Here is a 19,977-nt window from a genome sequence, read left to right as displayed (position 1 = left end):
CCAAAACGGGAGTTTATGACGCGCTCCCTGGGCGTGTTGATAGGCGGCTTAATGTGCCGCGGAGGACGTGTTCACCTTGAGCAGGGAATCGTTGTCCGTGCCGGGTGCGGATCCCAGCTCGCCGGTGGTGGCGTCATCCGTTTTCGCAAGCATAAGAATCGCTGCAACGAGCCCACCCCAGATCACGATAATGAACAGGGCCATCAGGAGAATTGCGGGGCCGGTCATGACAGTTCCTTTCCATTGTTAGGGCCATTGTTAGAGCTGGTGGAAGAAGTAGCGGCGGTGGCAGCGCCATTGGCGAGCGGGTTCGGAGTGCCACTCGGCCGACCCTTTGGAGGCACGCCGTAGTCCGAACTCGGTAGACCATCGAGGAACAGGTTGCCGCGGAAAGGCACGAAGCTCCATACCACCGCGCCCAGGCCGATGATGATGAGCACCAACCAGCCGTAAGCGAAGATCGTCCCGGATGCGTAGCCCTCGTAGCCTTCGGAGAGGAGGGTACGGACTTCCTCGAACAGGAAGTACAGCAGCACCACAGGGGTGATGGCGAATACGCAAGCTTGCCACACGAATCCCAGACGCAGCTCCGAAACAGCATTGAGGTGCTGCGCCATTTCGTTACGGCGCCCCTGAATCCAACCAATGGTCAGAACCGCGGCGACGGCACAGATCACGATGCCCAGGTTGTTGGTGAACTTGTCCATGATGTCCAGGGTGATCAGACCGGACGTGGTGGAGAACAGCAGGCAGGAGACGACGGCCATGATGCCACCAATGCTGATCGAGGCGACCTCACGGGACAGGTTCAGTTTGTCCTTCACAGCGGAGATGACAACCTCCATGATGGAGATGAGCGACGTAATGCCAGCAAGGAACAAGGAGCCGAAGAACAGCACGCCGAACAGGGGTCCCGCCGGCATTTCGTTGATGATGGTCGGGAAGGCAATGAACGCCAGGCCGATGCCGCCGGAGACCGATTCCTCGACGGAGGTGCCAGACTGGGCAGCCATGAACCCCAGGGTGGCGAACACGCCGATGCCGGCCAGAACTTCGAAGGAGGAGTTAGCGAAGGCCGTGACCATACCGGTGCCGGTGAGGTTCGTGCGCGGCTTGAGGTAAGAGGCGTAGGTCATCATGATGCCGAAGCCGATGGACAGGGAGAAGAAGATCTGGCCATAAGCGGCGATCCATACGGAAGTATCGGACAGCACACTCCAGTTAGGGATGAAGAATGTGTTCAGACCTTCGGCAGAACCGTCGAGGAACAGGGCGCGGACCACCATGACCACGAACAGGACGATCAGTACCGGCACGAAGAACATGGTGACGCGGCCGATGCCTTCGTTGATTCCGCGAGCCAGGGTAAAGATGCAGATCGCCCAGACGGCGACCATGACCAGCAGAACCGGGATGACGAAGTCACCGGTCCATGCAGAGGAGTCATCAAGCTTCAGGAATTCAGCCTGGAAATAAGACTCTGCGTCCTCACCCCATGTCTTGTTGATGGACTTCCAGGTGTAGATACCCGCCCAGGCGATAATGGCGGCGTAGTAGACCGCGATGAAGAAGTTCACACCTACCTTCAGCCAGCCGATCGGCTCTGCGTACTTGCTGGTGCGGCGGAATGTCAGGGGAGTGGAGCCGCGGAAGCGGTGACCCATGGCAAGGTCGAACCACAGCAGGGGAATACCCGCGGTGAGGAGCGCGACCAGGTAGGGGATCAGGAAGGCGCCGCCGCCGTTTTCAAAGGCGACGTAGGGGAAGCGCCAAATGTTACCCAGGCCGACCGCAGAGCCAATTGCGGCCATGAGGAACACGAGGCGGGTGTTGAATGTTTCCCGTCTCTGACGGGTGCTAGCTTCAGGCGAGGAGGATGAAGTGGTCATTGAGGTGCAACTTTCTAGCAGGCATCTCGCAAGGCGAAGAATTAAGAGAAGTGGCTTAATGGGTGGTAAAGCCTCAAGGTTTTCTAAGGTGCACTTACTATATGGCGGTTGACAGGCTCTGATAGTGGGTTTTCACAATTCTTTCCTCGGATTGATTACCTAATGAAAGGGCGGGGGTAGCCGGTCTGGGGTATGTGGGGGTACTGGAGCGGCTTTGGGTGGGCAGCGGTGGGCGTCAAAAAGAAGCAATAAGTATGGCAATAGAGGCAATAGAAAGGGCGCATTGGAGGCAGCGACGGCCGGGCGATAGGATGGGGCACGTGACTCTTACTCTTGGAATTGTTGGCCTGCCCAACGTGGGCAAGTCCACGCTGTTTAACGCCCTGACCCGCAACGATGTTCTGGCTGCGAACTACCCGTTCGCGACCATTGAGCCCAACGTGGGGCTGGTGGAGCTGCCGGACCCGCGCCTGACGCGCCTGGCGGAGATCTTCGAATCCGAGCGCATCCTGCCCGCGACTGTTTCCTTTGTGGACATCGCCGGCATCGTGAAGGGCGCCTCCGACGGCGAGGGTATGGGTAATGCCTTCCTGGCGAACATCCGTGAGGCAGACGCGATCTGCCAGGTGGTGCGTGCATTCTCCGACGACAACGTGATCCACGTCGATGGACGTGTGGACCCCGCCAGCGACATTTCCGTCATTGAGACGGAGCTGATCCTGGCCGACCTGCAGACGGTAGAGAAGGCTCTGCCGCGCCTGGAGAAGGAAGCGCGGAAGAACAAGGATCTGGCCGAGCAGGTCGAGGGAGCCAAGAAGGCGCAGGAAATCCTGGAGGATAGCCGCACGCTGTCGAGCGCCGCGGCGCAGGGGGAGATCGACCTGGCAACCGTGCGCGATCTGCACTTCCTGACGGCCAAGCCGTTCCTGTACGTGTTTAACTCCGACGAGTCTGTGCTGACCGATGACGCGAAGAAGGCGGAGCTGCGCGAGCTGGTGGCTCCTGCGGACTGCGTGTTCCTGGACGCCGCGACGGAGGCGGACCTGCTGGAGCTGGACGACGAGGAGGCGGCTGAGCTGCTGGAATCCGTCGGGCAGACTGAACCGGGGTTGCAGACGCTGGCGAAGGCTGGTTTCGCAACGCTGGGCCTGCAGACCTATCTGACTGCTGGGCCGAAGGAAGCCCGCGCATGGACGATTCACCAGGGTGATACCGCCCCGCAGGCGGCCGGCGTGATCCACACGGACTTCGAGAAGGGCTTCATTAAGGCCGAGATCGTGGCCTTTGAGGACCTGGACGAGCTTGGTTCCATGGCGGAGGCTCGCGCCCACGGCAAGGTTCGCCAGGAAGGCAAGGACTACGTGATGGCCGACGGTGACGTGGTGGAGTTTAAGTTTAACGTGTAGTGCTTAACCTCTGCGATGAACTCTTTGATCCCGGGACGTGATGAGGACTGGGGCTATTGTGCTCCCCCGAACGCTACGGCCCGGGGGCACGAGGCTGTGTCGCAGGTGCAAGCGAGAGGACCACTAGCGAAACACAGACCGCTGAGTCGACGCAGTCACGGTAAAGACGGAGCCGTCTAGGCGGTGCTCGAGGTTGCGCGAGATACGGTGACGCTGGGCGTCGGTAAGCGATGCGCATTCGGCGACATCGATGGAAAGCTGGACTTTGCCGTCCGTCGTGTTGACGCCCTGGCCGCCCGGAGTCGACGATTTCGCGAAACGCTCCGCGAGATCGGCGGCGATGACCGCACCGTCGGGGATCCCCGGGCCGGGCGCTATGGTCATGTCGTTCATGCCGCCCAGCCTAGGTGCCCACAACCCTTTCTCGTCTCGGCGGAAGCGGAGACCGCGTCGCGACGGCCGGGATCCAGCCTCAGTATTATCCTCGTCACCGGTTGATTCGAACGCTTTTTGCTCCTCCTTCTCCCGTCGGGCTTCGATTTCAGCGGCCTCCGCAGGTGGCAGTGATCGCTGGATCCGCTCGAACTACCGGTTCCGATCAGCGGTCGAAGGATTTTCGCAGCAGCCGGACCTGCGGCGCCGGTGCCGCCGCCGTAGCCTGACGAGCATCCCCGCCATGACGGCCATCACGACGGCGGTCCCGGCACCGATGATCCAGGGATTACCGAGGAGCCCACCGACGCCTGCGAGTGCTCCGCCCGCCGCGATGAACGGCAGGCCGCAGCAGAGCAGCGACGGAAGCGCGCAGCATGCCAGCAAGAGCAGCCCGGTCACTGCAGCGACGACGGGACCGGCGCGCCATTCGTCGCGGTCCTGATCGGCGCTCATCGTCTGCTTCAGGATGAGATCTCCCCGATTGCCTGCGTTGCCGTTCATGCGCAGCACGACAGCAGCGACGGGTCGGTGGTGAAGGCCTTCGCGGCGATCCGGATGCCCTCGGCCATGGTCAGGTAGGGGGCCCAGGCGTTGGCGACCTCGGCGACGGTCCTGCCGAGCACGTGGACGCCTGCGGCGGCGAGCTCCCCGGCGTCCTTGGCGACGGCGGTCAGGCCGAGGATCTCTTTCGTCTCGGCGTTCACGACGATCTTGATGAACCCGCGGGTGTCGCGGTTCACCAAGGCGCGGGGCACGTGGTGCAGGGGCAGGACGCGGCAGTCGCAGCGGATCCCCGCGGCGAGGACGTCCTTCTCGGTCATCCCGACCGCGCCGATCGCGGTCCCGGTGAACGTCACCCGCGGCAGGCGGGCGTAGTCGACGGACCGGTCGGCGTCGGCGAACGCGTTCTCGGCGACGAGGGTGCCGTGGTGGGCGGCGACGTAGACGAACTCGGGGTGCCCGGTCACGTCGCCCGCGGCCCAGACCCGCGGGTTCGAGGACTGCAGCCGGTCGGAGACGACCACCTCGCCGGAGTCTCCGGTATTCACCCCGACCGCATCGAGGTTCAGGCCATCGGTGACGGGACGGCGTCCGAGGGCGACCAGGACCTGGTCGGCGCGGAACTCCTGCGAGCCGCCGGACAAGGCGGCGGTCACGACGGCCTCGCCTCCCGTGCCGCGGGAGACCCGGGTGGGCACTGCGCGGCTGACGACGCGGATGCCCTCGTCGGCGAACACCTCCTGGAGCGCCTTCGACACCTCCGGCTCCTCCTTCGAGGCGAGCCGGGACCGCACGAGCAGCGTGACCTGCGAGCCGAGGCGGGCGAACAGCTGCGCCTGCTCCAGGGCGACGTAGCCGCCGCCGAGCACCAGCAGCGACTCGGGGACCTCCGTCAGCTCCATCGCCGTGGTCGAGGTCAGGTATCCGGTCTCCTCCAGGCCGTCGATCGGCGGTGCCCACGGGCGAGAACCAGTCGCGACCAGGTAGTGGTGGGCCTCGATGGTCTCGACGCTTCCGTCGGATCCGGCAACATCGAGAACCGGCGCATCAGGGGTGCCCACGAACGAGGCGTCGCCGCGGAGGACCTGCCAGCCGTAGGAGTCGGCGACGTCGGCGTACTTCTCGCCGCGCAGCGACTCCACCAACGCTTGCTTCCCAGCGATCAGCGCGGGCATGTCGACGGGATCCGCCGTCGTCGCGATCCCGGGGAACCGGGTTGCGGCGTCGACCGCGACGTGCCGCGCGCCGGCCGCGGCAATGAGCGCCTTCGACGGGACGCAGCCCGTGTTCACGCAGGTGCCGCCGAGCGTCCCGCGCTCGATCATCACCACCGACTTCCCGAGCGTGCTGGCGCGGATCGCAGCGGCGAACGCGCCGCCTCCCGATCCGATGATGGCGAGATCGTACTTCGTAGGCATCGCTACTCCTGTCAACTCTTGGCTTTCTGCTCTGTCTCAGCCATACTGGACCTTCCAGTGCAGGGGAAGGTCAAGCGCGGCCACGGAGGGAGACAGCAATGTGGATCGGAGAACTCGCCGAGAGGGCGGGCACTACCGCGAAGACCCTTCGCTTCTACGAGGAACAGGGCCTTCTACCCCCGACCGAGCGCACGCCGTCCGGATACCGCGACTACGCGCCCGAGACGGTCGCCCGGATCGACTTCATCCACCGCGGCCAGGCCGCGGGCCTCACCCTCGCCCAGATCCGCCAGATCCTCGACATCCGCGACGGCGGCCATGCGCCCTGCGGGCACGTGCGCGACCTGCTTGACGTGCGCCTCGCTGAGATCGAGCAGCAGATCGCGCAGCTCTCCGTGCTGCGCGACACTATCGCGGACCTTAGCCAGGACGCCGCGCACCCGGATCCTGAAACGTGCAGCACCGATCAAGTGTGTAGGTACTTGTAGACGGCGGGAGTCAATGACTCAAACGCTACAACCCCGATATGCGCTAGCGCATGTCGATGCCGCCGGTGCCCACCTCGATGATTTTGGTGGTGGCCGCGATAGCACACAGCAGCGGCATCGGGGCGGAGGCCTGCAGCGCGAAGTGGTGGACTCGGAAGGACGCGTTGTTCACGCCGATTTCGTCCGCAGCCTGGGTGATCTCCAGACGAGTCTTGGCGATCTTTTCCGCAGATGGCCCGCACTAGCTGCCGAAGGCGTAATGCCCGAAGCTTAAGAAGCCGATCGCTTTCATTGAATAACACTCCTTTTGATGGTGTTAACGAGAGGGGGTAACTTTGCAACGACATACCGTAGAGTTCAAGTTCAACGTTTAACGCGGGCAGCCACCGCCGGATTCTCGGTGGCGATTCCGGCCCGAACCTCGGGGACATTGTCGCGCTTCCTCATTTACGTGAGCTCCGCGACTCCGGCCAGCTCACCGCTACCCCCATCTTCGATAGCTTGAGCGAGCTCGACCACGACCATCTGATCTGGTGCACTGGTTTCCGTCCGGCCCTCAGTCCATTCCGCCACCTCATGCGTGGCCGCGAAACCGCAGTGAAGAATCTGCATCTAGTCGGTTATGGCAACTGGACCGGCGACGGATCGGCAACCCTGATGGGTGTGGGGCTCTTTGCCAAACACACTGCCCAGGTAGTCGCGGACCGTGTCGATGAAGCTCGGCAGCAAAAGTTTTGAGGCGACGCTTGGTTCCTGAGCAGCTCGATCCTTCCAAGGTCCGCGCTGGAGAGCCAGCGCGCTGGGCGAAGGTGTGTCTTAGCGCTTCGCTCGTGCGGCCCGCAGGCCGTTCAAGATGACAATGACTTCAGCGACCTCGTGAACCAATACGACGGCGGCCAGCCCCAGCACACCGCTGATCGCCAGTGGCATCAACACGATGATGATGGCCAGAGACAGCACGATGTTCTGGTTAATAATCCTGCTGCCTCGACGGGCGTGCTGCAGCGCCTGCGGGATCAACCGGAGGTCGTGGCCGGTGAAGGCGACGTCAGCGGACTCGATTGCGGCGTCGGAGCCGGTCGCTCCCATCGCTATGCCCACCGTCGCGCCCGCCAGCGCAGGAGCGTCGTTGATGCCGTCGCCAATCATCGCCGTCGGCGTCTTGGAGGAGAGTTCGGCGACAATGTTTGCCTTGTCCTCCGGGCGAAGCTCGGCGCGCACGTCGTCGATTCCGGCGATTTCAGCCAGCGCCCGGGCGGTGCGAGTGTTGTCGCCGGTGAGCATGCTCACTTCCACGTCGTTGGCGTGCAGGGTCTGCACGGCTTCGGGCACCTCGGGCCGCAGCTCGTCGCGGACCCCGATCGCCCCAGAGAGGGCGTCATCGACGGTGACAAGGACGCAGGTCTGGCCCTCGGACTCCATGCGCTCAACGTCTGCCTTTAGTGGCCCGGCGTCGATCCACCGGGGGCTGCCCACCAGCACCCGTCGACCTTCGACAGTGCCGCCGATGCCATGTCCGGCTTCCTCGCTGATGTCCTGGGCGGCGGGCGCTTCGGGCACCGCTGCCGCGATCGCCGCAGCGAGGGGGTGCGTCGATTGCTGCTCAACTGCCGCCGCGAAGGCAAGCACCTGCGCCGGATCGAATCCGTCTGCCGGGACCACGTCGGTAACCTCGGGCTGGTTGCGGGTAAGGGTTCCGGTCTTGTCCACCGCCAGGTGACGGATGCCACCGAGTCGCTCGAACGCCGCGCCGGACTTGATGACCACGCCGAACTGGCTGGCCGCGCCGATGGCGGCCACGACCGTCAGCGGCACGGAGATTGCCAGCGCGCACGGCGACGCTGCGACCAGGACCACCAGCGCACGGGTGATCCAAGTCTCTGGGTCACCCAGCAGCGAGCCGATCACGCCGACCAGCACCGCCAGGATCATCACCCCGGGCACTAGGGGTTGGGCAATTCGGTCGGCGATCCGGGCGCGGTCACCCTTCTCCGCCTGCGCCTGCTCGACGAGGTCGACGAGTGTGGTCAGCGAGTTGTCCGTTCCAGCTGCGGTCGTCTCTACTTCCAGCACACCGGCGGAGTTGATCGCACCCGCGGGCACCTCGTCGCCGGGTGCAACCTCCTCCGGAATGGATTCTCCGGTGATCGCTGAGGTGTCAAGGCTGGAACGTCCAGACCGAATGATGCCGTCCGTGGCGATCCGCTCTCCGGGGCGCACGAGCATCAGTTCGCCAGCCACGAGGTCCTTCGCTGCGACCTTGACCGACGTGCCGTCGCGCAGCACCGTCGCGGTCTGCGGTACCAACTTCAACAGTGCCCGCAGCCCGCCCTGTGCCCGGTCCATTGCCTTGTCTTCCAGCGCCTCGGCGATCGAGTACAGGAACGCTAGCGCCGCGGCCTCTCCGACGTAACCGAGGATTACCGCGCCGACCGCGCTGATCGTCATCAGCAAACCAATGCCGAGCTTGCGCTTCGTGACAAGGTTTCGGATCGCGCCGGGCGCGAACGTATACGCCCCTAGCAGCAGGCCGACCCAGAACAGTACTGTCGCGGGTGTCTCTACCCCGGACCAGTCCAGCGCCAGACCTATGCCGAGGGCTACGCCGGAGAAGATCGGCAGTAGCAACTCGGGGTCCTTCCACCATGGCCGATCGAGTTCTTCGATCTCTGTGGCGGGTTCGTGTGCGCATCCACACGCCGAGCTCATGCGTCCGCTCCCTTCTCGCCGCAGCCGGGCACCGAGCATTCAGGGTCGATGCACGGGGCGTTTTCGTCGACAGCCAACGTCGCGTTCACCAGCGCGTTGAGCGCTGCCGCGAGGTGCGGATCGGCGATTTCGTAGCGTGTCTTGCGGCCCTCCGGCTCGGCGACGACGATGCCGCAGTCGCGCAGGCAGGTCAGGTGGTTCGAGACGTTCGAGCGGGTCAGGTCCAGGTCGCGCGAAAGCACGGCCGGGTAGCTCGGGCCGTCGAGTAGTGTCATCAGGATTCTGGAGCGCGTCGGATCCGCCATGGCCCGGCCGAGCCGGTTCATGACGTCGAGGCGTGAAACAATGGTCAGCATGTGCTGAACAATACATCGTGTGCTGAACTATTCAAAATGCGCTGAACTGACAGTTACGCGAAGGTCCTGCGACCTGCAAGAATTAGTCGATGGGATAGCAGATGACTGATCCTTTGTGGTTCGGCTGCCACCCAACGCGGGAGCGACGTGGGCGGCGAGGTTCTCGAGAAAGTAACTTTGCAACTACATACCGTCGAGTTTAAGTTCAATGTGTAGCTAAGGGCCTTATTAATAGCGTTTGACAACACGCGCTCCTATTTACCTTCGTATCTCACGAGACGCTGACGTGGATGGCCTCACCATCGACCGGCAGCGTCAGGACTGTGAAGCCATTGCAAAGCAGCGTGGCTTGCACGTTGGACATAGGACATAACTACGTCGATCAGTCCATTTCCGCGTCAAAGAAGAATGTGGCTCGCCCCGACTACGACGCCATGGTGGCGTCCTTTGAACGCGGCGAAATCGACGCGATCATCTGCTGGGACCTCGAACTACCCGCCCCACGTCGGTGGATAGTCCGATCGGTCGGACAAAATTACTCCCGCACCACAGCGTAATCAGGGGTGCACCTTAAAAACATCCGGAGGTGGGGGTAACTCCCCCTCGTTGCCCAGAGACAAAATACGCCAGTGGCGTCTGTACGACGAGCCGAAAGTAGGACAAATTCCAATCCAGAGAGGTCTTGCACTGTTGCGGTGCGGTTGTCTTCTTTCTCACCGTATTGGACCCTGCGAAATTAATTGGATACGATAGGCCCATGTTGATTTCAGGTTCCGTTTTCATGCGGCCGCTCACCAGCCGCTAAGGCGGTTTTCTCCCTCCCGCAGGTTAGAAACCGCTCCGGTCCTTTAGCCGGGCGGCCATTTGCCATGCCCGGCTTCGTTTCAACTCCACGGAGCACACCTGATGTCTACATACGGATACGGCCGTCACGAACATGGCCAAAATTTTCTCACAGACCACAAGATCATCAACTCCATCGTCGATCTTGTAAAAGAATCCTCTGGCCCCATCATTGAGATCGGGCCAGGAAGCGGTGCCCTCACTCACCCGCTATCCCGCTTGGGGAGGCCAATAACGGCAGTTGAGGTAGACGCAAAACTAGCTGCCAAACTCACAAAAAAGACCGCCTCGGCGTCGGTCGAAGTGGTCCATGGTGATTTCCTTAACTTCCCGTTACCCGCCACTCCCTGCGTCATTGTGGGAAACATTCCCTTTCACCTCACTACTGCCATTCTTCGAGAGTTGTTGCATGCGCCGGCATGGACTGACGCTGTACTCCTCATGCAGTGGGAAGTCGCTCGCCGCCGGGCCGGGGTAGGCGCAAGCACAATGATGACGGCTCAGTGGTCCCCATGGTTCACATTTCACCTTGGTTCCCGAGTACCAAGGTCTGCTTTCCGGCCACAGCCAAACGTTGACGGGGGGATCTTAGTGATCCGCCGGGTGGGTGACCCGAAGATCCCGATAGAGCAGCGCAAAGCCTTTCAGGCGATGGTGCACACCGTTTTCACCGCCCGGGGACGCGGGATAGGGGAAATTCTCCGAAGGGCAGGGTTGTTTTCATCACGTTCAGAGACACAATCATGGTTGCGCTCGCGAGGAATCGACCCCGCAACCCTACCTCCCAGATTGCGCACCAGCGACTGGATCGATCTCTTCCAGGTGACTGGTTTCTCTCCACCGCGCCATCGGCCCATTTCACAATCGGGAAGTAGTCAACGCCCTCCTCAACGGAAAAAACGAGGCCGGCGGCGGTAATCCCCCCACCACCAAAACCGAAATCCACCAGTAGTAGTGAACGACCCATGCTCGTCTACCGTGAGCCGCGTTATGACAGTGACGTGTTCTCGTCGGGCACAGTCATAGTTCCCGGCGTTGCCAGCGACAGGGTTCTACACCCGGCAGCGGGCCGATCAAAATCACCCGCACGGGGAACGACCCTGCTGGTGGTTTCGATTTTGATGAAAGCGAGGAGACATAGCCCCTCGCCAACTCCCCGTAGCTGGCGAACAGTAGCTCCTGGCGGTGGCGCTCGTTGGTGAGTTTGCGTGCCGCACCGAAAGCCTTATCGACTTCCTGGTCCAAGTTGTTGTGAGCCTTGAGCAGAATTGGGTCCATCGATAACGGGTTGTAGTGCTCCGCGAGTGACCGCCGGGGGTGCCGCTCGCGTGCCCGCAGCACCAACTGTCCAGCGTCGATGATTCGCTGCTGCGCCTTCTCATCTAGTTCACACAGAGCTGGTCCGCAGTTGTAGCTCCCGATGTACTCCGAAAAACGGAAAAAATAAATAGCGGGGATACATCAACCTTCCACTTTCCATTCTTCCGGCTCAGAGTATTGAGGGGTCTGGGACCGGGTCCGTAAACCCTTTATGTTTTCCGCGCACAGCGGTTTTTAGCGACGCGCCCTATAGGTTTTCCGCAGAACCTATATGTGTTTCTGTGCACCCCATATGTTGTCTGTTTTAGCGGTATTTCGTTGTTAATTCCGCACGCGCGCATCAAATGGTTAGTTATCGCCGACACTCCGTGGAGTTCAAGTTCAACGTAACCTAAGGCGCGCTAGTGTTAGTCGTATAACAACACGTGCTGCCATTTACCTTCGCATCTCGCTCGATACCCTGCTGTGGGGGTTACTCGTAGCGAAGCGAGCTGAGCATCCCGGTTTCCATGTGATAGGCGTTATGGCAGTGAAATGCCCACTCACCGGGGTTGTCAGCGATCAGGTCGGCGATCATGGTTTCACCGTGGCGGAGAAGGACGGTGTCCTTGCGTAGCCCGCCGCTGCCGGGCAGCGCCCACGTGTGGCCGTGGATGTGCATGGGATGGGGCATCATGGTCCTGTTGCGCATGACCATCCGCAGGCGCTGGCCCTCCTGCACGGTCGCGGAGGAGGATTGGCCGTCGGTGAGAATGCTCCATTCATACGGCATCATCTGCCCGCCCAGGTCGATGCTGACTTCTCGGTCTGGTGTGCCCTCGGGCAGGAGTGCACGGTCTGCTGGCTTCAGGGAGGACAGGAGCAGTCCGGTGGACGACAACTCGGGGAAGTCGACATCGGGGTGGGGGGCCTGGCCGCCGGCGGTGCGGATGACGGCGAAGGCGCGGTCGTCCTTACCCACCGCCAAAGCCGTGAGCGGGAAGATGCCGTCGCCGAGGATGACCTCGACGTCGACACGCTCGCCCATCGACAGGTAGATCGATTCGGTCTCCCGGGGCTGGACGGGGAAGCCGTCGGTGTGGGTGACGGTCATGCGGTGACCACCGAGGGCCACCTTGAAGATGGTGTCACCGCCGGAGTTGATAAACCGCAGGCGGGCCTTGTCGCCCGGGCGAGCCTCGAAGGTCCGGTGAGCACGGGGGATACGTCCGTTGATGAGGTAGTGCGGATACATCACATCGCCGACATCCCCGCCCAGTACCCGGTCCGGGGAGCCGTGCATCATCTGGCCGTGACCTCCCATCCCCTTCTTCCCGTTATGGTCGCCCGAACCCATTCCGGTGAGCTTGTCGAGCTCATCGTCGGGAGTGCCCTGAATGCCATCGACCCAGTCGTCGAGCACGATGGTCCACTCAACGTCCTGGTCCTCAGCGTCTTGCGGGTCACGGATGATCAGTGGGGCGTGGAGGCCGCGATCAAGCTGCAGGCCGGAGTGGGAATGGTAGAAGTAGGTGCCACCGTGGGGGACTTCAAAAACATAGGAGAAAGACTCGCCAGGTTCAATGGGGTCCTGGGTCATGCCGGGCACACCGTCGGCTGCGTTGTGGAGTGCGATGCCATGCCAGTGGATGGAGGTGCTCTCAGGCAGTTCGTTAGTGATATCGACCTGGAGGACGTCGCCGGCAGTGGCCTCAATGGCCGCATCCCCGGTGTCAGAGACGTATCCCCACGTCTTGGCTTCGATGCCGCCGATATCCAGGGAGAGGGGCCGGGCGGTCAGTGTCCGGCGCACCGTCGGCTCACCGAGCGTAGTGGGGGTGGGAGTGGGGCGAAGGGAGGGACCTGGTGCCGAGGCAGCGGGTCCAGGGTCGCTGGTGCAGGCGGCCACGGCCCCGGTGCCGGCGAGGACGAGCCCGCCGAGCAGAAACTGTCGTCGGGAAAAAGCGTTCGTCATGATTTAACCGTCCTTGGTGCAAGATTTCAGTGACACGGGAGACAGGCGCAGGTGAGGACCCTGCTGAGCCATCACGTCAGGCGCAGGTCTGTGACACAGGTGGCACCGTCGTCGGCGGTGGAAAACTCCGTGGTGCCGGTACGCCCCTGGTAGCTGACCTCAATCAGGCCGGTGACATCATCGGGAAGCCAGAAGCCGACAAACCCGTTGTCGAAGGTGGTTGTCGCCTCGTCCACCAGCACCTCACCGGTCGCCTCATCGGTGATCGTGACCTGGATATCCTCATTGTCGAGTTCCCCCTGGCAGGTCGTGAGGCTGTGGTAGAAGCAGTCGTGGGTGGAGGTGAGATAGGGTGCGATCGAGACATACGTCTGATTGTCGGGAAGATCAACCACGACTTCCTGATCATCGCTCGAGAGCAGCAGTTCATCGTTACGCACTGAGGCGATAAGATCCGTGGGACGCTCAGTGACCTTCTGCCGGTCGAGGTGATCAATAATCTCCACCGCGTCCATGCCGGCCAGGCCATGGGTAGTCAGGAATGTGTCCTGGGACACCGTCCCATCGGCGGTGGGTTCCGGGTCGGCGGCCGAACACCCCGTGAGGGCGAGGGCAAGGGCGGCGGCTGCGATCGCTGCTCGTTTCACGTCAATCTCCTTGGATCGTGGCTGGGCCATGAGAAGACACCGCCTCAAGGTCGATGCCATACCTTTATCTAGCACGGGTGCCTGACGGGCTAGAAATCAAAAGCCCTGCTCACAGTCTTATAACAGGGCGAAAAGGGGGGTGAATTCGGTGGGCTGGGTCACCACCGGAACACCACCCCACAGCCGTGGGCGATGTCCTTCCACCCGCCCCGGGTATGCGGTGCAAGCAGTGAAATCCCTGGTGGCGCCTGCTGAACCGACCAGGGGAGGCGATGCCGACGACGCGGGATGGGGCACAGGGGTGACGGCGGTCGAAGGGTGATGTTTGAAGATTTGATGAAGATTCCCCGCCGGGCACTGAGCGAGGATGGTATTCCCCCCTGGCCGGAGCGATACTGGGGTCTATGGCTGACCACACACCGACCACCGCCACGCCCCCGGGGCGGGTGCTGGTCGTCGATGATGAACAACCCCTGGCTCAGATGGTGGCCTCCTACCTCATCCGGGCCGGGTTCGATACCCGCCAGGCGCACACCGGCACCCAGGCCGTGGACGAGACCCGTCGCTTTTCCCCCGATGTCGTGGTGCTGGACCTGGGGCTGCCCGAACTCGACGGCCTGGAGGTGTGCCGACGGATCCGCACCTTCTCGGACTGCTACATCCTCATGCTCACCGCGCGTGGCAGCGAGGACGACAAGATCAGCGGTTTGACCCTGGGGGCGGATGACTACATCACCAAACCTTTTAGCATCCGGGAACTGGTGACCCGGGTGCATGCGGTGCTGCGCCGTCCACGCACCAGCACCACCCCACCGCAGGTGACCACCCCCTTGATCGTTGGTGACCTCATCCTTGACCCCGTCGCCCACCAGGTGCGGGTGGGGGAGACGACCGTGGAGCTCACCGGCACGGAGTTCGAGCTGCTGGTTGCCCTGGCCCTGCGCCCCGGCCAGGTGCTGACCCGCCACGACCTGGTCACCGAGGTCTGGGACACCACCTGGGTCGGTGATGAACGCATCGTCGATGTCCACATCGGCAACTTGCGTCGCAAGCTCGGCACCGACACCCGGGGCCGGGGGTTTATCGACACCGTGCGTGGCGTGGGCTACCGGGTGGGGCAGCCATGAATCACGGACCCGGCCTGACCTTCCGCTTCCTGGCCGCCCAGGTGTTGGTCGTGGTGATTAGCCTGCTGGTGGCCGCGGCCGTGGCCACGATGGTGGGCCCGACCCTGTTCCACGATCATATGTTGATGACCGGCCGGGAGAACCCTTCGCTGGAGCTGTTCCATGCCGAGCAGGCCTACCGGGGCGCCAACCTGATCACCCTGGCCGTCGCCCTACCCACCGCCTTGATCAGCGCCCTGCTGGCCAGCCTGTGGTTATCGCGTCGTCTGCGCACCCCCCTGCAGGATCTCACCCGCGCCGCTACCAGCCTAACGGCCGGCAACTCCCGTATCCGCGTGCCCGCCGGAAAAGCAGGCCCCGAGGTCACCACCCTGGCGCATGCCTTCAACACCATGGCCGACCGGCTGGAACACACCGAACAGGTCCGCCGCCAGATGCTCTCTGATCTGGCCCACGAAATGGGCACCCCCTTATCGGTGCTCACGGTCTACCTCGATGGTCTCCAGGACGGGGTCGTGGACTGGAATAATGCCACCCACACGATCATGGCTGACCAACTCACCCGCCTGACCCGGTTGATGGAAGACATTGACGATGTTTCCCGGGCCCAGGAACGCCGGATCGATTTGGACCTGGCGGAGGAAGGGCTCGGGGATCTGCTCCATACCGCCGCAGCTGCCGCGGGGGAAGCTTATGCTGACAAAGGCGTCGATTTACAGGTCGAGACCATTACGGACACCGCCCGGGTGCTCGTGGACCGGCAACGCTTCGGCCAGGTGTTGAGCAATCTCCTGTCGAACGCGCTACGGCACACCCCGGCCGGCGGGCAGGTCCGGATCAGCGTCCACCGACAGGGGGCGTCCACCGCGCTCATCCAGGTCGCCGATGACGGTGAGGGCATCCCACCTGGCCAGCTCGGACACATCTTCGAACGCTTCTACCGGGGGGATGCCGCCCGCAGCCAGGACAACGCCGGGGCCGGTATCGGTCTGACCATTTCCAAGGCATTGATCGAGGCTCACGGCGGCACTCTCACCGCCACCTCCCCCGGACCTGGTCGCGGAGCGGTGTTTGCCCTCCGTCTCCCGCTGTCCCCTCCCGACAGTGAGGAGGCTGCTCGGTGACCACAGCCTGCCCCGCGTGAGGGCCGTGCCCTCCACCCCTTGAAAATATACCCCCAGGGGGTATGCTGAAAATATACCCCCTGGGGGTATACGCTAGAGAGCGGCATCGCCGCACCCCACCGAACCGAAAGAGCTTTCCCATGATCACCTCCCCGCCCCGCCTCTTGCCGATGGCCTCCAACGGCTGCAGCTGTTGCGGACCTGCCTCACGTGCCGACACCGCCTCCATCCCTGCCGCCAGCGACTCGTCAGCAGGAGGATCCTCCCCGAGCTACCAGGTCACCGGCCTGACCTGCGGACACTGCGTGAAAAGCGTGACCCAGGCCCTTCAGGCCCTCCCCCAGGTCGACGACGTCCAGATTGACCTCGCTGCTGGTGGTGTTTCCACCGTCACGGTCACCGGTGTCGTACCTCCGGAGATGGTTCGCCGGGCCATCGAAGAGGCCGGCTACACCGTCTTATCCTGATCAGTTTTACCCATCATCTCGACCCCGACCGGGTTGAGCGAAAGGAACGTCATGAGTACTCCCCACCATTCCGGTGATCACCATGGTGATCACCCCGCTCCGGAAACAGACCACACCCACCACCCGCATCATGCCAGCCACGAACACCACGCAGATGCCGACACCCACGGCCAGGCGATGCCCCACGATCACCCGCACTCCGCCATGGACGACGACCACCACGTTCATAGTCACGGCGAACACGCCGGACACAGCACCGCAATGTTTCGGGAACGCTTCTGGTGGTCGCTGATTCTGTCCCTTCCCGTCGTTATTTTCAGCCCCATGGTCGCCCAGCTGCTCGGCTACCACCTCCCGGCATTCCCCGGATCCACCTGGATCCCCCCGGTGCTGGGCACGATCATCTTCGTCTACGGCGGAACGCCTTTCCTCAAGGGCGGATGGAACGAACTGAAATCCCGCCAACCCGGGATGATGCTCCTGATCGCCATGGCCATCACCGTGGCGTTTGTCGCCTCCTGGGTCACCACTCTGGGGCTGGGCGGTTTTGACCTGGACTTCTGGTGGGAGCTGGCTCTGCTGGTGACCATCATGCTGCTGGGCCATTGGCTGGAGATGCGCGCTCTCGGGGCCGCGTCCTCCGCGCTTGACGCGCTGGCTGCCCTGCTGCCGGATGAGGCCGAGAAAGTCATCGACGGGACCACCCGCACCGTGGCCATCTCCGAGCTGGCCGTCGACGACGTCGTGCTGGTGAGGGCCGGTGCCCGGGTGCCGGCCGACGGAACCATCCTCGACGGAGCCGCCGAATTCGATGAGGCGATGATCACCGGCGAATCCCGTCCCGTCTTCCGCGACACCGGTGACAAGGTGGTCGCCGGTACTGTGGCCACCGACAACACCGTCCGCATCCGGGTGGAGGCTACCGGCGGGGACACCGCCCTGGCCGGGATCCAACGCATGGTTGCCGACGCCCAAGAGTCCTCCTCCCGGGCCCAGGCCCTGGCGGATCGGGCGGCAGCGTTGTTGTTCTGGTTCGCGCTGATCTCCGCTCTGATCACCGCGGTGGTGTGGACCATCATCGGCAGCCCGGACGATGCCGTGGTGCGCACGGTCACGGTGCTGGTCATCGCCTGCCCGCACGCTCTGGGCCTGGCGATTCCGCTGGTCATTGCGATCTCCAGCGAGCGGGCCGCGAAATTCGGGGTGCTCATCAAGGACCGGATGGCGCTCGAGCGGATGCGCACCATCGACGTGGTACTCTTCGACAAAACCGGCACCCTGACCGAGGGTGCGCACGCGGTCACCGGTGTCGCAGCAGCTGTCGGCGTCACCGAGGGCGAGTTGCTGGCCCTGGCCTCCGCCGCGGAGGCCGACAGCGAGCACCCCGTGGCCCGCGCCATCGTGGCGGCCGCGGCCGCCCATCCCGAGGCCTCCCGTCGGCAAATGCGTGCAACTGGTTTCAGCGCCGCCTCCGGCCGGGGGGTCCGGGCCACTGTCGATGGCGTTGAGATCCTCGTGGGCGGGCCGAACATGCTGCGCGAGTTCAACCTCACCACCCCGGCCGAGCTCACCGACACCACCAGCGCCTGGACCGGGCGTGGGGCCGGTGTGCTCCATATTGTCCGCGACGGTCAGATCATCGGTGCGGTGGCCGTCGAGGACAAGATCCGCCCCGAATCCCGAGCCGCCGTGAAAGCCCTGCAGGACCGCGGGGTGAAGGTCGCGATGATCACCGGTGACGCGCAGCAGGTGGCCCAGGCGGTTGGCCAGGACCTGGGGATCGATGAGGTCTTCGCCGAGGTCCTGCCCCAGGACAAAGACACCAAGGTCATGCAGCTGCAGGACCGGGGTTTGAGCGTGGCCATGGTCGGTGACGGTGTCAATGACGCCCCCGCTCTGACCCGCGCGGAGGTCGGTATCGCCATCGGTGCCGGCACGGATGTGGCCATGGAATCTGCCGGGGTGGTCCTAGCCAGTGATGACCCGCGGGCAGTGCTGTCGATGATTGAGCTGTCCCAGGCCAGCTACCGCAAGATGATCCAGAACCTGGTCTGGGCCTCTGGCTACAACATCCTCGCCGTGCCGCTGGCCGCCGGAGTGCTCGCCTCGATCGGGTTCGTGCTGTCCCCGGCCGTGGGCGCGATCTTGATGTCTGCCTCGACCATCGTGGTGGCCCTGAACGCCCAGCTGTTGCGCCGGATTGATCTGGACCCGGCCCACCTGGCTCCCACCAGTCCGAAGGAGTAACACACCACGCCTACTCCGAAATCCACCGCCGTCCACTGATCCATCACTTCTCTCCACTGACCCCATATGACCCTGAAAGGGCTCCACCATAAAGCGCACCCTTGTTCTTTCCGCTCTCGCCGTAGCCTCCACCCTGGCGCTGGCCGCCTGCGGTGAGGCCACCGACTCAGGCAACACCGACGCCACCACCTCGGCCACCAGCACTGTGACGACTACCGCTGAGACGACCGAGACCACCAGGGCGGCGACTGAGGAGGACGGGGAGATCTCCGCCGATCACAACGACGCGGACATCATGTTTGCCCAGATGATGATCCCCCATCACAAGCAGACCGTGGAAATGAGTGAGATGCTCCTGGCCAAGGAGGGCATCCCCGCCCAGGTCGTGGAGTTTGCCCAGGGGGTTATTGACGCCCAGGGACCGGAGATTGACCGGATGAACGCCATGCTCGAGGCCTGGGGCCAGCAGCCGGTCACCGACTCTGGGGCATGGGGACCATGGATGAGATAGGTGGAATGGATCACGGCGAGATGGGTGGCATGAGCGGGATGATGAGCCAGGAGGACATGACAGCCCTTGAGGAAGCCCAGGGCACCGGCGCCGCCCGCCTTTACCTGGAGCAGATGACCGCCCACCACGAAGGTGCGGTCGACATGGCCCGTGACGAGGTGGCTGACGGCCAGAATCCCCATGCAACCACCCTGGCCGAACAAATTATCAACGACCAGGAGGCCGAGATCGCCCAGATGCAGCAAATGCTCACTGACCTATGACAGGTCCCCGTCTTTTTCTGATCCCGAGGACAGGAATCTGAAAAAGAGGGATAACCGTGACGATTGCCACCTGCTGCGGGCGATGGGTCGTTGTCACCGCAGCGGGTGCACCGGGGTGGATGTTTCTACTCCCTCTGGTCGCACCACTGAGGAAAGGGGAAAGCCCCTGTGTCCAGACCCTTGGAGGACTACGCATTATTGTCCGATACTCACACGGCCGCCCTGGTCTGCCGGCAGGGCAGCATTAATGTTGGGGGTGTCCCCCGAGTAGT

17 protein-coding genes and 4 pseudogenes are annotated in these 19,977 nt (G+C 63.2%); 10 read left to right on the top strand and 11 right to left on the bottom strand.

Features of this window, described 5'->3' with window-relative positions; all coding sequences use genetic code 11:
• Positions 1-48 precede the first annotated feature (48 nt).
• Positions 49-228 (bottom strand): methionine/alanine import NSS transporter subunit MetS, encoded by a 180-nt coding sequence (gene metS / locus CJEIK_RS07755; protein WP_005293263.1) that lies wholly within the window; start codon positions 226-228, stop codon positions 49-51.
• A complete protein-coding gene (locus CJEIK_RS07750; protein WP_034964410.1) occupies positions 225-1,889 on the bottom strand; it encodes a sodium-dependent transporter in 1,665 nt (554 codons plus the stop codon). Before CJEIK_RS07750 ends, metS begins: the two co-directional genes overlap by 4 nt.
• A 320-nt stretch (positions 1,890-2,209) precedes the next feature.
• Here CJEIK_RS07750 and ychF point away from each other — a divergent pair, with 320 nt between their 5' ends.
• A complete protein-coding gene (ychF, locus tag CJEIK_RS07745; protein ID WP_011273881.1) occupies positions 2,210-3,295 on the top strand; it encodes a redox-regulated ATPase YchF in 1,086 nt (361 codons plus the stop codon).
• 3 nt (positions 3,296-3,298) lie between these two features.
• Here the strand turns inward: ychF and CJEIK_RS07740 are convergent.
• The 3 genes and pseudogenes from CJEIK_RS07740 to merA all read right to left on the bottom strand — a co-directional run bounded on the left by CJEIK_RS07740 (position 3,299) and on the right by merA (position 5,649).
• Positions 3,299-3,688 (bottom strand): annotated as a pseudogene (locus tag CJEIK_RS07740) (peptide chain release factor I).
• Positions 3,689-3,880: 192 nt separating this feature from the next.
• Entirely contained in the window at positions 3,881-4,231 is a 351-nt protein-coding gene (locus CJEIK_RS07735; RefSeq protein ID WP_005293255.1) for a hypothetical protein, read from the bottom strand.
• Positions 4,228-5,649, bottom strand: coding sequence for a mercury(II) reductase (gene merA / locus CJEIK_RS07730; protein ID WP_005293253.1), 1,422 nt, complete (start codon positions 5,647-5,649; stop codon positions 4,228-4,230). Before merA ends, CJEIK_RS07735 begins: the two co-directional genes overlap by 4 nt.
• 98 nt (positions 5,650-5,747) lie before the next feature.
• Here merA and CJEIK_RS07725 point away from each other — a divergent pair, with 98 nt between their 5' ends.
• Positions 5,748-6,137 (top strand): heavy metal-responsive transcriptional regulator, encoded by a 390-nt coding sequence (locus CJEIK_RS07725; protein WP_005293249.1) that lies wholly within the window; start codon positions 5,748-5,750, stop codon positions 6,135-6,137.
• Between the two features lie 46 nt (positions 6,138-6,183).
• Here CJEIK_RS07725 and CJEIK_RS11325 read toward each other — a convergent pair.
• Positions 6,184-6,429 (bottom strand): annotated as a pseudogene (locus CJEIK_RS11325) (LLM class flavin-dependent oxidoreductase); the annotation flags it as partial.
• A 107-nt stretch (positions 6,430-6,536) separates the two neighbouring features.
• Between CJEIK_RS11325 and CJEIK_RS07715 the strand changes: the two are divergent.
• Positions 6,537-6,875 (top strand): annotated as a pseudogene (locus CJEIK_RS07715) (pyridine nucleotide-disulfide oxidoreductase); the annotation flags it as partial.
• 78 nt (positions 6,876-6,953) lie between these two features.
• On the opposite strand, the gene CJEIK_RS07710 reads toward CJEIK_RS07715, so the two are convergent.
• The gene (locus CJEIK_RS07710) at positions 6,954-8,846 is read right to left on the bottom strand and encodes a heavy metal translocating P-type ATPase (RefSeq protein WP_005293235.1); all 1,893 of its coding nucleotides are present in this window, start codon (positions 8,844-8,846) and stop codon (positions 6,954-6,956) included.
• Positions 8,843-9,202, bottom strand: coding sequence for a Cd(II)/Pb(II)-sensing metalloregulatory transcriptional regulator CmtR (cmtR, locus tag CJEIK_RS07705; protein ID WP_005293231.1), 360 nt, complete (start codon positions 9,200-9,202; stop codon positions 8,843-8,845). The genes CJEIK_RS07710 and cmtR overlap by 4 nt, the downstream gene beginning before the upstream one ends.
• A 323-nt stretch (positions 9,203-9,525) precedes the next feature.
• Between cmtR and CJEIK_RS07700 the strand changes: the two genes are divergently transcribed.
• The gene (locus CJEIK_RS07700) at positions 9,526-9,759 is read left to right on the top strand and encodes a recombinase family protein (RefSeq protein WP_230580688.1); all 234 of its coding nucleotides are present in this window, start codon (positions 9,526-9,528) and stop codon (positions 9,757-9,759) included.
• Between the two features lie 349 nt (positions 9,760-10,108).
• Complete coding sequence (gene erm, locus CJEIK_RS07695; protein ID WP_005293223.1) at positions 10,109-10,963, top strand: 23S ribosomal RNA methyltransferase Erm; 855 nt, start codon at positions 10,109-10,111, stop codon at positions 10,961-10,963.
• Positions 10,964-11,065: 102 nt separating this feature from the next.
• On the opposite strand, the gene CJEIK_RS07690 is transcribed toward erm, so the two are convergent.
• The 3 genes from CJEIK_RS07690 to CJEIK_RS07680 form a co-directional block, all read right to left on the bottom strand.
• Positions 11,066-11,440 carry a type IIL restriction-modification enzyme MmeI gene (locus tag CJEIK_RS07690; protein ID WP_332253768.1) on the bottom strand — a complete coding sequence of 125 codons (375 nt, stop codon included), beginning with the start codon at positions 11,438-11,440 and terminating at the stop codon, positions 11,066-11,068.
• Positions 11,441-11,837: 397 nt separating this feature from the next.
• Positions 11,838-13,319, bottom strand: coding sequence for a multicopper oxidase family protein (locus CJEIK_RS07685; RefSeq protein WP_005293220.1), 1,482 nt, complete (start codon positions 13,317-13,319; stop codon positions 11,838-11,840).
• A gap of 71 nt (positions 13,320-13,390) precedes the next feature.
• Positions 13,391-13,966 carry a CueP family metal-binding protein gene (locus CJEIK_RS07680; protein ID WP_034964629.1) on the bottom strand — a complete coding sequence of 192 codons (576 nt, stop codon included), beginning with the start codon at positions 13,964-13,966 and terminating at the stop codon, positions 13,391-13,393.
• Between the two features lie 404 nt (positions 13,967-14,370).
• On the opposite strand from CJEIK_RS07680, the gene CJEIK_RS07675 reads away from it, so the two are divergent.
• The 5 genes and pseudogenes from CJEIK_RS07675 (at position 14,371) to CJEIK_RS07655 (ending at position 19,705) form a co-directional block, all read left to right on the top strand.
• On the top strand, positions 14,371-15,093 hold the full coding sequence (locus CJEIK_RS07675) for a response regulator transcription factor (RefSeq protein WP_005293213.1): 723 nt from the start codon (positions 14,371-14,373) through the stop codon (positions 15,091-15,093).
• Positions 15,090-16,217 (top strand): sensor histidine kinase, encoded by a 1,128-nt coding sequence (locus CJEIK_RS07670; protein WP_005293210.1) that lies wholly within the window; start codon positions 15,090-15,092, stop codon positions 16,215-16,217. Before CJEIK_RS07675 ends, CJEIK_RS07670 begins: the two co-directional genes overlap by 4 nt.
• A 140-nt stretch (positions 16,218-16,357) precedes the next feature.
• On the top strand, positions 16,358-16,684 hold the full coding sequence (locus CJEIK_RS07665; protein ID WP_011273874.1) for a heavy-metal-associated domain-containing protein: 327 nt from the start codon (positions 16,358-16,360) through the stop codon (positions 16,682-16,684).
• Positions 16,685-16,735: 51 nt separating this feature from the next.
• A complete protein-coding gene (locus CJEIK_RS07660; protein WP_011273873.1) occupies positions 16,736-18,931 on the top strand; it encodes a copper-translocating P-type ATPase in 2,196 nt (731 codons plus the stop codon).
• An 88-nt stretch (positions 18,932-19,019) separates the two neighbouring features.
• A pseudogene (locus CJEIK_RS07655) lies at positions 19,020-19,705 on the top strand (DUF305 domain-containing protein).
• Positions 19,706-19,977: the final 272 nt, after the last annotated feature.

This window comes from Corynebacterium jeikeium (genome assembly GCF_028609885.1).
Lineage (GTDB): Bacteria > Actinomycetota > Actinomycetes > Mycobacteriales > Mycobacteriaceae > Corynebacterium > Corynebacterium jeikeium.
The sequence above is the reverse complement of the archived record's forward strand: the minus strand, read 5'-3'. Positions and strand labels throughout refer to the sequence as shown.

Coding starts and splice junctions, on each gene's coding strand:
- CJEIK_RS07750 (WP_034964410.1), bottom strand. CDS start 1,889: ATGACCACTTCATCCTCCTCGCCTGAAGCTAGCACCCGTCAGAGACGG.
- CJEIK_RS07660 (WP_011273873.1), top strand. CDS start 16,736: ATGAGTACTCCCCACCATTCCGGTGATCACCATGGTGATCACCCCGCT.
- CJEIK_RS07665 (WP_011273874.1), top strand. CDS start 16,358: ATGATCACCTCCCCGCCCCGCCTCTTGCCGATGGCCTCCAACGGCTGC.
- metS (WP_005293263.1), bottom strand. CDS start 228: ATGACCGGCCCCGCAATTCTCCTGATGGCCCTGTTCATTATCGTGATC.
- CJEIK_RS07735 (WP_005293255.1), bottom strand. CDS start 4,231: ATGAACGGCAACGCAGGCAATCGGGGAGATCTCATCCTGAAGCAGACG.
- merA (WP_005293253.1), bottom strand. CDS start 5,649: ATGCCTACGAAGTACGATCTCGCCATCATCGGATCGGGAGGCGGCGCG.
- cmtR (WP_005293231.1), bottom strand. CDS start 9,202: ATGCTGACCATTGTTTCACGCCTCGACGTCATGAACCGGCTCGGCCGG.
- CJEIK_RS07725 (WP_005293249.1), top strand. CDS start 5,748: ATGTGGATCGGAGAACTCGCCGAGAGGGCGGGCACTACCGCGAAGACC.
- erm (WP_005293223.1), top strand. CDS start 10,109: ATGTCTACATACGGATACGGCCGTCACGAACATGGCCAAAATTTTCTC.
- CJEIK_RS07710 (WP_005293235.1), bottom strand. CDS start 8,846: ATGAGCTCGGCGTGTGGATGCGCACACGAACCCGCCACAGAGATCGAA.
- CJEIK_RS07670 (WP_005293210.1), top strand. CDS start 15,090: ATGAATCACGGACCCGGCCTGACCTTCCGCTTCCTGGCCGCCCAGGTG.
- CJEIK_RS07675 (WP_005293213.1), top strand. CDS start 14,371: ATGGCTGACCACACACCGACCACCGCCACGCCCCCGGGGCGGGTGCTG.
- CJEIK_RS07685 (WP_005293220.1), bottom strand. CDS start 13,319: ATGACGAACGCTTTTTCCCGACGACAGTTTCTGCTCGGCGGGCTCGTC.